The organism is Shewanella sp. Pdp11 (assembly GCF_002838165.1).
Taxonomy (GTDB): Bacteria; Pseudomonadota; Gammaproteobacteria; order Enterobacterales; family Shewanellaceae; genus Shewanella; species Shewanella hafniensis.
On record NZ_CP015194.1, the window covers coordinates 865,346 to 879,813 of the forward strand.

A 14,468-nucleotide genomic window follows, 5' to 3' on the forward strand; every position below is an offset into this window, starting at 1 on the left:
TTTAAACCGAGTTAACAAAAAGGCCCTCGAAGGGCCTGTTTAGTCTTTATGAATCAATAATCATCAATAAGTGTTACATATCACAGGGTTTGAGCGGTTTACGCAATTGGGCGCGTACGTTATCCATACCGGCGTAAAACTCTTTCATCATCAATAGACCCATCATCTTGCCGTTATCGGTGACGATCAGCTTGTCGGGATCGGTTGGATCATTTTTAATCGCGCCAATCAGTTTCATCGAGGTCATTTCTTTAAACAAGGCGGTATCTAAGTTGACGCCAAAGGTATCGCGGAAATATTTACGCGATAAACGGCCGGAGAACATGCCCAGCAAAAAGCGATATTGCATCACATCTTTTTTGCTGTAGTTCTTTTGCTGCTCGACGCCCATGTGGCCAGCTGCAATGCGTTCTTGGTACTTACGTAGCGAGAAAGTATTCACATAAAGCGTGTCATTTAAGAAGCTAAATGAGCCCGAACCTACCCCTAAATATTCGTCGTAGTCGATAACGTATTCGTCGAAGCCTTCGTCATTCGCCTTACCAAATGCCCATGCAGATAGTTGATTATATTGGCCATTTAGGCTGTTTAAGATCTGACGATATTGGTTGGCCATATCCGCCTGCGGCGCCGCTAATTTGCCTTTCACGCTCTTACGAGTTTGATGAGTGATCATCAGCGGATAAGTGGTAATTTGTCTTGGATCGAGGCGCGATGCCATGTCGAGATCGTGTTGGATCACTTCATCGGTTTGGCCGCGGAAACCAAAAATCAGGTCGACGTTGATAATGGGGAACAGCTCTTTGGCGCCCATGATCTTGTCGAATGTTTGTTGACCCGTACCGAACTTATCGAGTCGGTCAGTCATTTTTAAAATATCGTCATTAAAGCTTTGCACGCCGATGGACATGCGATCCACTAAGCCTTTGAGTTGCTTAAAGCCTGGGCTGTCTAAATGCTGCGGATCGGACTCGCAGGAGACTTCTTTAATGCTCGGGAACAGGGTTTTCGCGTGTTCGATAGTACGGGCTAATTCATCTTCTAATACTGTGGTGGTGCCGCCGCCAATGTACATAGATTCAAAGTCATAGCCGAGGGCTTTGACCATTTCCATCTCTTTACGCAATGAGATGAAATAGGCGCGCGCCTTGTCTTCCTTAAACATAAAGCGGTGGAAGGTGCAGTAAGAACACAGGGTATGGCAGAAGGGGATATGCGCGTACAGCATATACTTTTTGCCTTCTACGGGCGCTGGCATCATTTCCGCGGAAAGGGTATCGAGGCGAAGATTCTTATCGACGTAGTACTGCATGACTCGTTCCATCGAGCCGAGCATCCAGTTAGGGACGGTAATATTCGCTTGATAAGGCGTTGCGATAGCGCCGTTGAGCGTTTGGATAACTGATGACATAACGATTCCTATCTGTGAGTGCTAACCGTAAACACCGAAATTGCTTTAGGTAATTCACGACCACCTAGCGCAATTAGACTACCTCGTATGTAATTGTTAAAACGTGAACTGGTTATAAGTTACGGTTTCCTAACAAGGAAATCACGGGCTTTTTGTTAAGCAGATCATGTTTTAGTGATTAAGCATGCATTTTTAACCTGTACTTTTTGGAGGAATTTACTGTGAATTTGAGGAGTTAACTTAAGGTGTCAGTCTTAATGTTGAGATTAAAATATCACCATTAAAGGCTTTTATTGCTGACGGATTAGCGCTTGTCTATCCAATGCTCGACTGTCATCATCCGAGCGATGAAATAACCTCATGATCTAAAGGGCTAGCTATGTTGGTAAACGTAAACCGCTTCTTCCCGCTGTTGGCACTGATAGGCGCAGTGACAGCTTATCTGATGCCGAGTTGGTTTACTGAGCTTAAATCCGCCATAGTGCCGCTGTTGGTGATCATCATGCTCTCTATGGGGCTCACCTTAGAACTGCAGGATTTTGCTAATGCATTCAAACAGAAACGTGCAGTACTTACGGGACTCGTGCTGCAATTTTCGGTCATGCCGCTCAGCGCATTATTGATCAGTCAGTTATTGGGATTAGATAGGGAACTCACCATTGGCATGGTGTTGGTGGGTAGCGTTGCAGGTGGCACTGCCTCAAACGTGGTCTGTTATTTAGCGAAAGGTGACGTGGCTTTATCGATAACCATGACGGCACTGTCGACCTTAGCGGGCGTAGTGTTAACGCCACTGATTATTAAGCTGTTGATTGGCGAAATGATCGATATACCCTTCACCGATATGCTGCTGAGTTTAGTGAAAATTGTGCTGTTCCCTGTCAGCGTTGGCGTGATTATCAATCATTTTTTTAAATCGCTGGTGGCTAAAGTCGCTCCTGCATTGCCACTGATTTCTATCTTGGCAATTGTGATGGCGATTACCATTATCGTGGCGTTAAATGCCAATCAGTTTGATAAAGTTGGCCCCATTATTCTGCTGGCCGTGTTCTTACATAATGGTCTTGGTCTCGCCTTAGGCTATTTCTGTTGCCGTTTATTAGGCTTTAACCACACAGTCTGTAAAACGATCTCCATCGAAGTTGGCCTACAAAACTCCGGTCTCGCCACTGCTTTATGTATTAAATTCTTTAGCCCTATTTCTGCCATCCCCAGCGCGATATTTTCGATATGGCATAACCTATCAGGCGCCATCTTGGCAGGATATTGGGCGAGGGAATCACAAGATTAAGATGTTGCTGGCGAAAATAGACACTTCGAGTTTTGTGTCGGCTTGATTATCGGGTGAGCTGAGATCTTCAAAGTCAGCAATAAATCGATCAGGGCTGCGAAATTTGAGCGTCACTTCACTTTGGCCATCGCTCGTTCGGTCACGAAAGATATAACCTAACTGCTTTAGCTGACAACTGGTTGGGGTGTCATAGAAGGCCACTTGACGCGCTTTGGTTAATGCCCAAGAGCCTGTGACATTGCGACTAATTGCGTTGCTAATAGCTTGTTTAGCATCAGTTAGATAGTTATTGGCGGTTGTACTTTGAGTGGCGTAATTAAAGTGGCTTGGGTCTAGCAGCAGCTTATATTCCCTTGATGTTTCAACAGGATTTGCTTGTACCACACATGAAGCGAGCAGGACACTTGAAGCTAACGTGAATGACATCATCGTCTGTGAGGCTGTTTTCATCGGTTAATCCTTAAGTGATGTGCTGATGTTATGTGGTTTATGCTTTCGTTATAACAACATCTATTGCAATTTGAGTGTGTCATGAGCCACCACTAAAGACTGTGATGACTCATGCGGCTGAATACTTAATGGTTATTTATTAGCTGATAAGGGTAAGTCGTCAACGATATACAAAGTGTTGCCGTCGATGTCACTTTGCGCACTATCGAGATATTTCTGTTCTAAGGTGTTGTTATTACTCCAAGTGGCGAAGTCGTCGTCATTTAGCACACCTAAACGCTTATTATCAATTAGCCACAAACCCTCCATTTTGTCATGGGGATATTGTGTTTTGGCAGCCATATCTAGCACCAGTGATTTTGTCGCGGGTATGATGCCATTGGCTGCAAGTGCCTCCCAGCCATCGCTTAGCGCTACCTGCTCTAAGGTTTTACCTTTAATGGTTAAACCTAACGCCGCATCTTGGGCTATATCAGCTTGTGCAGTGACGGTCTCGAGATCTGTCGCGTCGCTGATATCTATCTTGTACACATGCTTCATCACATCAGTGTCGATATTAAAAAACTTGCCATCACGTTCTAACACTAAAAATTGGCTGTTACTTAAGGCAACGATCGCTGAGTTAGAGTTCTGGGCAATTTCTTGCTGATATAAATATTGGCCAATAGTGCCTGTCGCTAAGTTGATGGTCACGATTCGAGTCAGGGTATTGTTGTTAACACTCTTATCGGGATTGGAGATGGTCGATTGCATTATGCCCACAAGTGTCGACTGATCGGGCGTGATGGTCAGCCCTTCCATCCCGCGGTTGGCACGGCGATGAGCAAATTCTGCCGGTAGGCTATATAAGTTGCGTGCATCGTCTGCGAAAGGATTAATCCGCGCTATTTCTACCCCTTCAGCCGAGTAATGCACTATGTGTGGACCATACTCATCGCTGACCCAAAAACTGCCATCATCCATGGCGGCGAGACCTTCAGAATCTAACCCATAATCATCGAGTTTGATGGGGTTGGTCTGGGCATTATAAGGCTGGCTCATGTCTTGACGAATGACTTCACCTGCTGCGTCATAGGGGATTTCTCCTGTGCCGCCAAGGCTACTGCTATTAGGCAGTCCAGTGATCAAGCTGCCATCAGGGCGTTTAAATAAGATGTCTTTGATCTTAGTGATAGTGCCATTGGTTTGCAGTTCAAACAAACCGATACGTGGCGTGTAGTCAGGCGTTGGAAACATTTTTCCTTTGCCTAAACTACCGCTGTAATCTGCATTCGGGCCGCGATCGGTGAGGGCATAAAATTGAATAGGGTTATTGGGGTTGGGCGCTGCATCAGAGCCATAGCCGCCGTTACGAATTTCAAATTTAGTACCAGGCATAGCGCCATTGTCTAAATCATCGCGCAGCACAGTGAAAGGTAAATGCACCGCTTTATCCGTAAACAGGTCGGCATTACATGCATAGCTGCTATCAACCACTTCATTACTGTCGAGCTTGCCGTTATCGTTGTTATCAAGACCCGAATCTGTGCGAGTGCCGCCCATCCAGCAGTGGCTATCACCGCCAATTAAGGTGGTTTGTGTGGTCAGGCTATTGATGTCTTTATCATCCGAATTACAAGCACTCAGTAGCAAAACTGACAGGCACAAGCCTGAGGTGACGAGCACATTTTTCATCTTAATATATCCCGATTCTTAAAGTGATTAGCTATGTTGTTGGCAGGTAATATAAAGTTAGGCTGTGAACTAAATGTGACAAGTGTGCCGCTTAACGTATCGAGCACGAATACTGTGTGTTGGCGTGAGTGGGAAGCTGATTATGGTGTAATTGAGTGGCTGAGCGAGACGTTTTATTGATGTTTAATATGGTATAAGTAATTGATTTTCATGATTTTATTTTCTAAACCACTTAGATTTCCTGACAGCGATTTATATTGGAGATGTGTGATTCTTTTTGTTTTTCATCAAAAAAATCTGCGGCCTAATAATTTTTTATTAGGCCGCAGGTTGAAAAGCTTAGTTCAGTAAACTTAAAGCTTAAAATGCGAGACCACGCCGACGAGTTGTTCTTTCGTCGCGGCCAAAGAGGTTGCGCTATTGAGGGTGGCTTTACCACTTTGATTCAGTTCATCGACCATTTCACGAATGGTGGTCAGATTACGATTTATCTCTTCGGTGACAGCGCTTTGCTCTTCTGCTGCGGTCGCGATTTGATTACTGAGCCCATTAATATCGAACACATACGTCGTCAGGGTATCGAGATTTTCTGTTACCAGAGTCGTGGTGTCGGCGGCTTGTTGGCAACTGTGTTTGGTTTGCTCCATTGCTGTGACGGCAGCGTCGGCGCCGTGGCGTAAGCGTTCAAGCATTTGATTGATCTCGGATGTGCTGGCTTGAGTGCGAGCGGCCAGCGTACGTACTTCGTCGGCGACAACGGCAAAGCCCCGACCCTGTTCACCGGCACGTGCAGCTTCGATAGCCGCATTGAGCGCAAGCAGATTGGTTTGATCGGCAATATCCCCAATCACATCCAAGATAGTAGCGATATGGCGGGTGTTTTCATTCATATCATTAATCGCATCGGCAGCGACATCCACTTTAGTCACTAAGGCAATCACAGTGTTGGCGGCCTGTTCAACGGATTTCTTCGATTTATCTGCTTGTTCATTGGCTTGCTGAGTAAACTGGGCGGCAGATGCAGCATCGCCTGCGACATTGTGGGCAGTCGCGCTCATTTCTGTCATGGCCGTGACGACTTGGTCGGTTTCTACCGCGTGGGTTTGCAATGCATGGGTATTGGCATTGGACTGCACGTTCAGTTGGCCAATTTGATCTGAGATATGGTCTGAGGCTTGGGTAATATCCGAGATGATATGGCGTAGATTATCGATAATGCGATCGAGATCTGTGGCGAGTGAGCAGAGTTCGTTGTCACCTTTGATATTTGTTTTATGTGTCAGATCGCCATTGGCAAGGCGTTCCATTACCCGCTTAATGTCATTGACTATCCTGACTAAGCGTTTGCTCATAAAGAGTGCACTAAGGAGTGAGGCGACGATGGCAATTAGGATTAGGCCAAGGAGCAATGCCTCGGTGGCGTTCACTTTGTCTTCGGCTTGTTTGCCAAGATCATGGTTTCGCTGAGTGATCAACTTAACTAATTGATTAATTTCATTGCTTACTTTGGGTCCAAGGGCCTTGCGCTCGAGTGTTAGTTCAGGCTCTGCGCCAGTTTGTTTGGCGTAGTTGATTTCTTGCTGATACAGACGCACATATTGCTCAATTTGCGGCAACAGCGTGCGGATCGTTCTGGCATCTGGCCCCATAAAATCGGTGTTGAAGTTTGCGAGTTTCTCTATGAGCAGCTGCACATTTCGTTGTTGTGAACTGATGGCGTCAGTGTTATGGACTAATGTTGCTAAACGCAGTTCAAAGAAGGATTCACGCACACTAGTGAAGGTTTCGGCGAGCTGGGTATTGTTGACCAGTTTGCTGCTGGTGTCATTGAGTTCGGCAAAGCCCCGATAGGAGAAAATACCGATAATGATCAATAGAATACTCGAAAATACTGAAGGCAGCGCCGTCAATGTGCTGGTTTTTGCATTGTTAAACATGGTGGCCTACTGAGGTATAAATCAAGAGAGGTGTAATTAAATTACATATAGCGGCCATTTTAACGCTTGGAATTACACAGTCGCAAGGTGATATTTTGAGCCTTTTTGACGTAAATTTATGTTTTTAAAGGGGTTGTTATTATTTTGTTGGTTTGAAATAACCTCCTGGTTGTTATATGTTGTGTAATTAAAATTTAATAATATCTCAGTTAATTGATTTTTAAGGTAAAAATAAAGCAGGGTTAGCCGCCATTCTACAGCTTATTAACAGTGCAAAAGGCGATTGTGACGCAGATCGCAAAACACGCAAACGCTGCCCAAATGGTTTGTCTGGCAAGCTCCTGCTCGTACTATCAATTATACGAGCTGCTCCTCAGGTGGGAGGAATAACGGCACTTCACTCTTTTACCTATCAACTTATCATCACACGCAAATTTGCGGTCAGTCACAAAGTCACAAGCTTAATGTAAATGATATTGGTTATCATTTGGATTTAAGGTTGTTTTAATGTAGATTGTCGGCATTTCAAGCTAACACCGTTTAATCAATGATTGCTGTCGAGGTTTTTATGGAATGCAGGGCGTTTAAAAAAAGTGCAATTGCCGCAATAGTTTCGAGTTTGTTGATATCTTCAGCTTATGCAGGCGTAGATGCTGAATCTTCTGAACCTATTGAGAAGATTACTGTTTATGGTGAAAAGATTGAACGTAGTCTTAAGGATACAACCTCTTCTATTTCGGTGATCGACAAGGAAGCGCTCGACAGCGGTCAATATCAATCCACCTCGAGTGCTTTATCTGAAGTACCTAACGTGGTGGTGCTATCGGGTTCTGTGCCGGATATCCGTGGGGTTTCAGGTAACGGCTCAGCCTCTGGATTTAACTCTTTTACCGGTGGCGCTCGGGCGCGGGTATCCACCTTAGTCGATGGGGTTGCTGAGCCTTTTGTTGCCGATCTTACTGGTGACACTGGCCTATGGGATATCCAACAAATTGAGGTGTATCGCGGCCCACAATCGACGATTAACGGCCGTAACAGCATTGGTGGCACAGTGTTTATTAAAACCGAAGATCCAACCTTCGATTGGCAAGGCGCGGCTCGTGTCGGTTATCGTAATCAAGATAACTTTATCGACAGTGCTGTGATGCTCTCAGGCCCGATCCTCGATGATGAGTTGGCATTTAGGGTGAGCGGACAAAATGTGACAGGGAATACCTTCAATAAAGGCTTGGAATACGAGACTAATCCCGCCACTTTTGATCAAAATGAACTGATCACCAATCGCTGGCGCGGTAAATTCCTGTGGCAACCGAGTGCGATTGAAGATCTCAAAGTGCTCTACAGCTTTTCATACAATGATGAGAAAGGTGACTCTGGACGTAACTATTTTACCGGTGATGATCCTTGGGCGTTTAAACCCATTTTCCAGCGATATATCGAGACTAAATCGACGACTCACTCAGTGAAAGTTGATTATGACCTCGGTGAAGGGCGCGCCTTAGATCTCATCGTGGCTTATATGGATTATGACTGGGGCTTTGAATCCTATGAACCCCTTGTCACGGCGCAGCAATATGTCGATATGAGCGACCAGAGTTACACTGTCGATGGTAAATACAGCTTTGGTCTGAAAGATAAAGACTTCAACGGCTTTGTGGGTTTAGCGTACTTTAAACGCAGCCAAGATTTTGGCAGTACTGGCAGTTCCGTTTACAGTGGTGATGACAGCACTAAGTCCACCTCCATTTACGGTGAAATAACCTATGGGCTTGCCGAGTCACTCTGGGTTACAGTCGGCGGCCGCGTGATGCGTGACGAGCAATTACGTAACTTCAATATGCTCTATCAGGGCAGCCAATTGCAGGAAAAACTCGACGATGCCAATACTGTCACCCTGCCCAAGCTGGTGTTGCAATATGCGCTGAATGACAGCACGACCTTGGCGGCCAGTGTTCGCCGGGGTTATAACTCGGGCGGTGGTGCGCTGTCGCTAGCCGAAAGTGAGTATTACTATTACGACGAAGAGTACGTCAATACCTATGAACTCAGCAGTCGCAGCTCATTTGCCAATGGCGATGTTAACTTAAGTGCCAACCTCTTCTACAACGATTTTGATGGTTATCAGGCGTCTAATAGCGCCCGCAAAATTACCAATATCGATAAAGCGGTCAGCTACGGTATTGAGGCGGAATTTAGTGCCATGTTAACCGAAAACCTGCAATTTATTTCGGGCGTAGGGTTACTCGATAGTGAGATCAAACAAGCGGATCCTAGCTATGGTGACATTATCGGCAATCAGCTGAACTCGGCGCCGCACATGACCGCCAATGCGGGCTTAAAATATTGGTTGGGCGATGCGTTTTCTTTCGGATTTTCAGGCAACTATGTGGGTGAGTATTTTGCGGATATCAATAATACCGAATCACGGGTGGCTGGTGACTATGTGGTGGCTCGCTTAAGCCTCGATTATCAAACCGATAGCTGGAGAGTCAGCGGTTTTATAAACAACCTGTTTGATGAGCAAGCATTGACGGTAAATGAACCCGCCAGCCGCAGTTACCCCGATGGTTATGCGGCGATTATCGACCCCAGAAATCTGGGTGTCTCTGTGATGTACCGCTTTTAAGCGCTCGATTTAACGCACTTATTTTACCTATAAAAAACCTCCACAGCATACTGTGGAGGCTTTGTATTTTCAGCGACTTTTACTCTTTATATGTCAAAGTGCCATTGGCTTTGATTTCGTCGTACCACAGGTTGTGGTGTTGAGTTGCCCAGTTTTCATCGCAATAACCAGACACCATGCACTCCATACCACCTTCAGACATTACCGTTGCCATGAAGATATGCACGATAGAGAAGGCGCAGATCACGATAGCGCTCACTGAGTGCAGCACGAGTGCGATCAAGCTTAATGTACGGCTTGGTTCGAAAAGATTTGGGAACAGTAACAACATGCCCGAGGCTGAAATCACTAATCCGAACAGGGCAAAGGCCCAGAACCACATTTTCTCACCGGCGTTGGCAAAACCTGCGTCTGGGTGCTTACCTTTAAACGGGCCAAAGTTAATGTAACCACCGACCACTAAGAACCACTTCACGTCGTACATTTTTGGTAGCTGGTTTTTCGCCCATAGGGTGGTCATTAATGCCCAACCTATCATGAAGGGAATCGCCATCACGTCATGGATTTGCTTAGCGCCATAGACGATAGCTTCCCATATGCCTTCGCTGAGCCAAGGTTGGAAGAAGAAGCGACCCGCTAGCAAGGTTAAGCCTGTTAAAATCAACAGCAAGCACGGGATTGCGCCTAACCAGTGGATTGAAACGTCAAACTTAGACCAGCGATGCACTAACTTGCCTGAAAAACCATGGTGTAGCTTGGAGATGCCGTTCACCTTGATAAATAAGACAAAGATAATGATCATGCCGAATAGCGCTGCCATTAAGGCCGGGGCTAACCAGTCGCTACGTAGTTCGAGCACCCGCAGGTCATAGGTATTGATCGGTTGAGCGTGGAACTCGCTTTGGGAGGTAGTGTATCCCGTGGCGCCATCCTTTAGCTGTGCCCAAATTTGGGCATCAGAGGCTTGAGGTTGGAGCGCTTGGTCATCACCACCATTGGCTAGACACACGGCACTAAATAACAGTGCTATGGCTAAGCCTATGTGTTTGAACCATTTGTTCATCATACATCCTCTCTCGCTTAGTGGCGCCTGCCTGCAGGCGCCAAGCTAAGTCTGTGGACAGATCCTGTTGACCTGAATTAATTCCAAGCCGCGTTTTTAGCGCCACGGTAAGCCACACGCTCACGGAAGATGCTAGAAACTACCTCTGCATCACCCGCTAACAGGGCTTTAGTCGCACACAGTTCTGCACACATAGGCAGTTTGCCTTCGGCAATACGGTTTGAACCGTATTTTTGGCGCTCTGCATCTGAGTGGTTTTCTTCTGGGCCGCCGGCACAGAAGGTACATTTATCCATCTTACCGCGGCTACCAAAGGCCCCTTTTTTCGGGAACTGAGGTGCGCCAAACGGACAGGCGTACAAGCAGTAACCGCAACCAATACAGGCATCTTTGTCGTGTAGCACTATGCCGTCGTCAGTTCTGTAGAAGCAGTTTGCAGGGCAAACCGCCATACATGGCGCGTCTGAGCAATGCATACAGGCGACAGAGATAGAGGCTTCTCCGCGTTGACCATCGTTAATGGTCACGACGCGGCGGCGTTGGATACCCCACTCGAGAGCGGAGTCGTTTTCGTTTTTACAGGCAGTGACACAACCGTTACATTCGATGCAGCGCTTGGTATCACACAAAAATTTCATTGTAGCCATAATGGCAATTCTCCTAGCTTAAGCTGCACTTACGCTTTAACGATCTGACACAGTGATGCCTTGGTTTCCTGCATTTGCGTCACAGGGTCATAACCATAGGTCAGCGCAGTGTTAGCGGATTCACCGATAACGTAAGGTACTGTGCCCTCTGGGTAATTAGGCGCTAAACTTTCACCGTGCATCACACCCGCAAAGTGGTATGGCATAAAGGTCACGCCAGGTTTAACCCGTGGGGTTACCATGGCTTGTACCTTAATGCGGCCACCTTCGGCGCCTTCTAACCACACGAAATCACCGTTACGAATACCGCGATCAGCAGCATCGGCAGGGCTTATCTCAACAAACATTTCCTGTTGAAGTTCTGCTAGCCAAGGGTTACAACGAGATTCTTCACCGCCACCTTCGTATTCCACTAGTCGACCTGAGGTCAATGCCAGTGGATACTTGACGCTCATGTCTTTGTCTTGGATTGACTTATACAGCGTAGGCAGACGGTGCACTTGCATGTCGGCATAGGTAGGGTATTTTGCCACTAAGTCACGGCGAGGCGTGTATAACGGCTCACGGTGCACAGGCGCTTGGTCTGGGAAAGTCCAAACAATACAACGGGCTTTGGCGTTACCAAAGGGAATGCAACCGTGCTTGATCGCCACGCGTACTATGCCGCCTGACAAGTCTGTCTTCCAGTTGCGGCCTTCGGCTTCGGCTTTTTCTGCAGCAGTCAGATCATCCCACCAACCGAGTTGTTTGAGCAGCTTATCGGAGAACTCTGGGTAACCGTCTTGGATTTCAGCACCTTTAGAGAAAGAGCCTTCGGCCAATAGGTTTTTACCATTGTATTCAACACCATAACGGGCACGGAAGTTACCACCACCGTCTTTAACGTGTTTCGATTGGTTATACAGAATTTGGGTGCCAGGGTGTTTCGCTTCTGGTGTGCCCCAACATGGCCAAGGTAAACCGTAGGTTTCGCCTTTCGCTGGGCCGCCTGCAGCTTCGAGCGTCTTATTGCTGAAGGTGCCCCAGTTTTGGGTGTGCAGTTTCAGGCGTTCAGGGCTTTGGCCCGTCATACCGATAGTCCACATACCGCGGTTGATTTCGCGGGTGATGTCTTCAATCACAGGCAAATCATTTTCTTTGGCGATGCGTTTCGTGTACTGCTCAGCAAACCCTAGTTTTTGCGCTAAGCGATACATAATTTCGATATCGGTTTTAGATTCAAACAGTGGCTCTATGACTTTTTCGCGCCATTGTTGACTGCGCCCAGAGTTAGACACTGAGCCTTCAGTTTCAAACTGTGTCGCTGCTGGTAGCAAGTAAACACCATTCTTACGGCGATGCATCACACCTGCCATAGTTGGGAATGGATCGACAACGACCACAGTGTCCATCTTGTCTAAAGCATCACGTACATCACGTTGACGGGTTTCGGTGTTGACCGATTGTCCCCAGAAAAACGCCATACGGATGTTATCTTGCTGCGCAAGTTTGCCTTTTTCTTCTAACACACCATCGTGCCAGCGAGAGCAAGGGATACCGGGCGTAGTCATAGGTTCACGGCCAAGATAAGTGCCTTGATCGAAACGGCTCTTCATCCATTCCATGTCCAGATCCCACACGTGGGTCCAGTGGGTCCAAGCACCCGTTGTTAAGCCGTAGTAACCCGGTAAGTTATCGAATAACAAACCTAAGTCAGTCGCGCCTTGCACGTTATCGTGACCACGGAAAATGTTAGTACCGCCGCCTGACACGCCCATGTTGCCTAGTGCTAATTGCAGAATACAGTAAGCGCGAGTGTTGGCGTTACCGACGTGGTGTTGAGTACCACCCATACACCAAATCACAGTACCAGGGCGGTTATCAGCCATGAGTTTCGCGGCTTGATAAACCTCGGCTTCGCTCACGCCTGTGATGTTTTCCACTTCTTTAGGTGGGAACTTTTTCACTTCGGCGCGAATGGTATCCATCTCAAAAACACGTTGTTGGATAAAAGTTTTATCTTCCCAACCGTTTTCAAAAATGTGCCATAACATACCGTAAATAAAAGGAATATCTGTACCTGGACGCAATGCGCAGTGCAGATCTGAATGCGCCGCAGTACGAGAGAAACGTGGATCAACCACGATCAACTTAGCGTTGTTTCTTTCTTTCGCGATCAGAATATGTTGCATCGCCACTGGGTGGGCTTCTGCAGGGTTGGCACCGATAAAGAAAATCGCATTCGCGTTTTGGATATCGTTAAAGGAGTTAGTTTGCGCACCGTAGCCCCAAGTGTTAGCAACACCGGCTACCGTGGTAGAGTGACAAATACGAGCTGAATGGTCGACGTTGTTTGTGCCCCACATGGCCGCTAGTTTGCGGTACATGTAACAACCTTCGTTTGAGAATTTAGCGCTACCCATGAAGTACACTGAGTCTGGGCCGGATTCTTTCCGAATGTTGAGCATTTGGTCGCCCACTTCGTTAATCGCATCTTCCCAAGAGATTTTTTTCCACTTGCCATCAACCAATTTCATTGGGTATTTCAGGCGTTTTTCACCGTGACCATGTTCACGCAGTGCCGCACCTTTAGCACAGTGACCGCCAGCGTTGAAGGGGTGATCGAATGCGGGTTCTTGACCCGTCCACACGCCATTTTGTACTTCAGCATACAGACCACAACCGACGGCGCAGGCACTACAAATAGTACGTTTGACTTCGATAGGGGCATCATGCGGCACTTCTTTGGCTTCGACGCGACGCATCATGCCTGTGCCCATCAGAGATGCTGCGGCAATACCACCTGTGGCAATACCTGCGTGCTTCATAAATTGACGACGGCTAATGCCTAACGCCGGTTTGTCTGCCACTGGGGCGACACTAGACTTGCGAGTTAACTTCATCGCTGACTTCTCCTAGATTAGCTGCGCAAGCTATTGTAATAGCTGCTGATGTGCGCAGTTTCGTGGTAACCCTTTGACGCTTTGGTGGTTACCTTGCTGCTCTCGCTGGCTTGTGCCACGCTCATGCCGGTTGCGGCAATCGTGGCACCCGCTACGCTGCCGACGGTGAGCGCTTTGAGCAAAGATCGGCGAGATAAATCGCTGGGTTGCTGCTTCATGCTGACTCCTGAAATTAGGGTTTAGTTTTGAGATCGCACGGCTTTTTGTGGGGTTTATCTTGTTATCAAAAAGTGAAGATTAGCGGTGGGAAAGATAATGAAATCATCTTGTTTGCCATCAATCATCGCGCGTGACGGCAATATAGTAGGAAAGGGTTGAGTAGGAATTGATCTAGGACAGTTTGCAGTGTTGAAATCGGCAGCCGTTCTCTTAAAGCGTTAACTCGCTCATAGTTTCGAAACTCCCTTGGGAGCTGGGCGCTGGTGGC

Annotated in this window: 10 protein-coding genes; 2 read left to right on the plus strand and 8 right to left on the minus strand. The window is 47.0% G+C overall.

Going from position 1 to position 14,468, the window contains the following annotated elements; genetic code table 11:
* Positions 1 to 73: 73 nt before the first annotated feature.
* Entirely contained in the window at positions 74 to 1,411 is a 1,338-nt protein-coding gene (locus AYJ58_RS03970; protein ID WP_106649082.1) for a coproporphyrinogen III oxidase family protein, read from the minus strand.
* Between the two features lie 379 nt (positions 1,412 to 1,790).
* On the opposite strand from AYJ58_RS03970, the gene AYJ58_RS03975 reads away from it, so the two are divergent.
* On the plus strand, positions 1,791 to 2,702 hold the full coding sequence (locus AYJ58_RS03975; RefSeq protein WP_198555586.1) for a bile acid:sodium symporter family protein: 912 nt from the start codon (positions 1,791 to 1,793) through the stop codon (positions 2,700 to 2,702).
* Here AYJ58_RS03975 and AYJ58_RS03980 read toward each other — a convergent pair.
* From AYJ58_RS03980 to AYJ58_RS03990, 3 genes are all read right to left on the minus strand, one after another.
* Entirely contained in the window at positions 2,691 to 3,152 is a 462-nt protein-coding gene (locus tag AYJ58_RS03980; protein WP_232790857.1) for a hypothetical protein, read from the minus strand. The genes AYJ58_RS03975 and AYJ58_RS03980 overlap by 12 nt on opposite strands.
* A gap of 132 nt (positions 3,153 to 3,284) precedes the next feature.
* Entirely contained in the window at positions 3,285 to 4,826 is a 1,542-nt protein-coding gene (locus tag AYJ58_RS03985; protein ID WP_106649083.1) for an esterase-like activity of phytase family protein, read from the minus strand.
* Positions 4,827 to 5,179: 353 nt separating this feature from the next.
* Positions 5,180 to 6,763 (minus strand): methyl-accepting chemotaxis protein, encoded by a 1,584-nt coding sequence (locus AYJ58_RS03990; protein WP_106649084.1) that lies wholly within the window; start codon positions 6,761 to 6,763, stop codon positions 5,180 to 5,182.
* Between the two features lie 568 nt (positions 6,764 to 7,331).
* On the opposite strand from AYJ58_RS03990, the gene AYJ58_RS03995 reads away from it, so the two are divergent.
* Positions 7,332 to 9,389: a TonB-dependent receptor gene (locus tag AYJ58_RS03995; protein ID WP_106651740.1), complete on the plus strand. Its 2,058-nt coding sequence runs from the start codon at positions 7,332 to 7,334 to the stop codon at positions 9,387 to 9,389.
* 79 nt (positions 9,390 to 9,468) lie between these two features.
* Here AYJ58_RS03995 and AYJ58_RS04000 read toward each other — a convergent pair whose 3' ends face one another.
* From AYJ58_RS04000 to AYJ58_RS04015, 4 genes are all read right to left on the minus strand, one after another.
* On the minus strand, positions 9,469 to 10,452 hold the full coding sequence (locus tag AYJ58_RS04000; RefSeq protein WP_106649085.1) for a formate dehydrogenase subunit gamma: 984 nt from the start codon (positions 10,450 to 10,452) through the stop codon (positions 9,469 to 9,471).
* A gap of 77 nt (positions 10,453 to 10,529) precedes the next feature.
* Positions 10,530 to 11,099, minus strand: coding sequence for a formate dehydrogenase FDH3 subunit beta (gene fdh3B, locus AYJ58_RS04005; RefSeq protein ID WP_105250558.1), 570 nt, complete (start codon positions 11,097 to 11,099; stop codon positions 10,530 to 10,532).
* Positions 11,100 to 11,128: 29 nt separating this feature from the next.
* On the minus strand, positions 11,129 to 13,981 hold the full coding sequence (locus AYJ58_RS04010; RefSeq protein WP_106649086.1) for a molybdopterin-dependent oxidoreductase: 2,853 nt from the start codon (positions 13,979 to 13,981) through the stop codon (positions 11,129 to 11,131).
* A 17-nt stretch (positions 13,982 to 13,998) separates the two neighbouring features.
* A complete protein-coding gene (locus AYJ58_RS04015) occupies positions 13,999 to 14,199 on the minus strand; it encodes a twin-arginine translocation signal domain-containing protein (RefSeq protein ID WP_012090499.1) in 201 nt (66 codons plus the stop codon).
* Between the last annotated feature and the right edge of the window lie 269 nt (positions 14,200 to 14,468).

Excerpts from the sequence above, each read along its gene's own strand:
- AYJ58_RS03990 (WP_106649084.1), bottom strand. The coding sequence starts at position 6,763 with ATGTTTAACAATGCAAAAACCAGCACATTGACGGCGCTGCCTTCAGTA.
- AYJ58_RS03995 (WP_106651740.1), top strand. The coding sequence starts at position 7,332 with ATGGAATGCAGGGCGTTTAAAAAAAGTGCAATTGCCGCAATAGTTTCG.
- AYJ58_RS04000 (WP_106649085.1), bottom strand. The coding sequence starts at position 10,452 with ATGAACAAATGGTTCAAACACATAGGCTTAGCCATAGCACTGTTATTT.
- AYJ58_RS04010 (WP_106649086.1), bottom strand. The coding sequence starts at position 13,981 with ATGAAGTTAACTCGCAAGTCTAGTGTCGCCCCAGTGGCAGACAAACCG.
- AYJ58_RS04015 (WP_012090499.1), bottom strand. The coding sequence starts at position 14,199 with ATGAAGCAGCAACCCAGCGATTTATCTCGCCGATCTTTGCTCAAAGCG.
- AYJ58_RS03975 (WP_198555586.1), top strand. The coding sequence starts at position 1,791 with ATGTTGGTAAACGTAAACCGCTTCTTCCCGCTGTTGGCACTGATAGGC.
- AYJ58_RS03970 (WP_106649082.1), bottom strand. The coding sequence starts at position 1,411 with ATGTCATCAGTTATCCAAACGCTCAACGGCGCTATCGCAACGCCTTAT.
- AYJ58_RS03980 (WP_232790857.1), bottom strand. The coding sequence starts at position 3,152 with ATGAAAACAGCCTCACAGACGATGATGTCATTCACGTTAGCTTCAAGT.
- AYJ58_RS03985 (WP_106649083.1), bottom strand. The coding sequence starts at position 4,826 with ATGAAAAATGTGCTCGTCACCTCAGGCTTGTGCCTGTCAGTTTTGCTA.
- fdh3B (WP_105250558.1), bottom strand. The coding sequence starts at position 11,099 with ATGGCTACAATGAAATTTTTGTGTGATACCAAGCGCTGCATCGAATGT.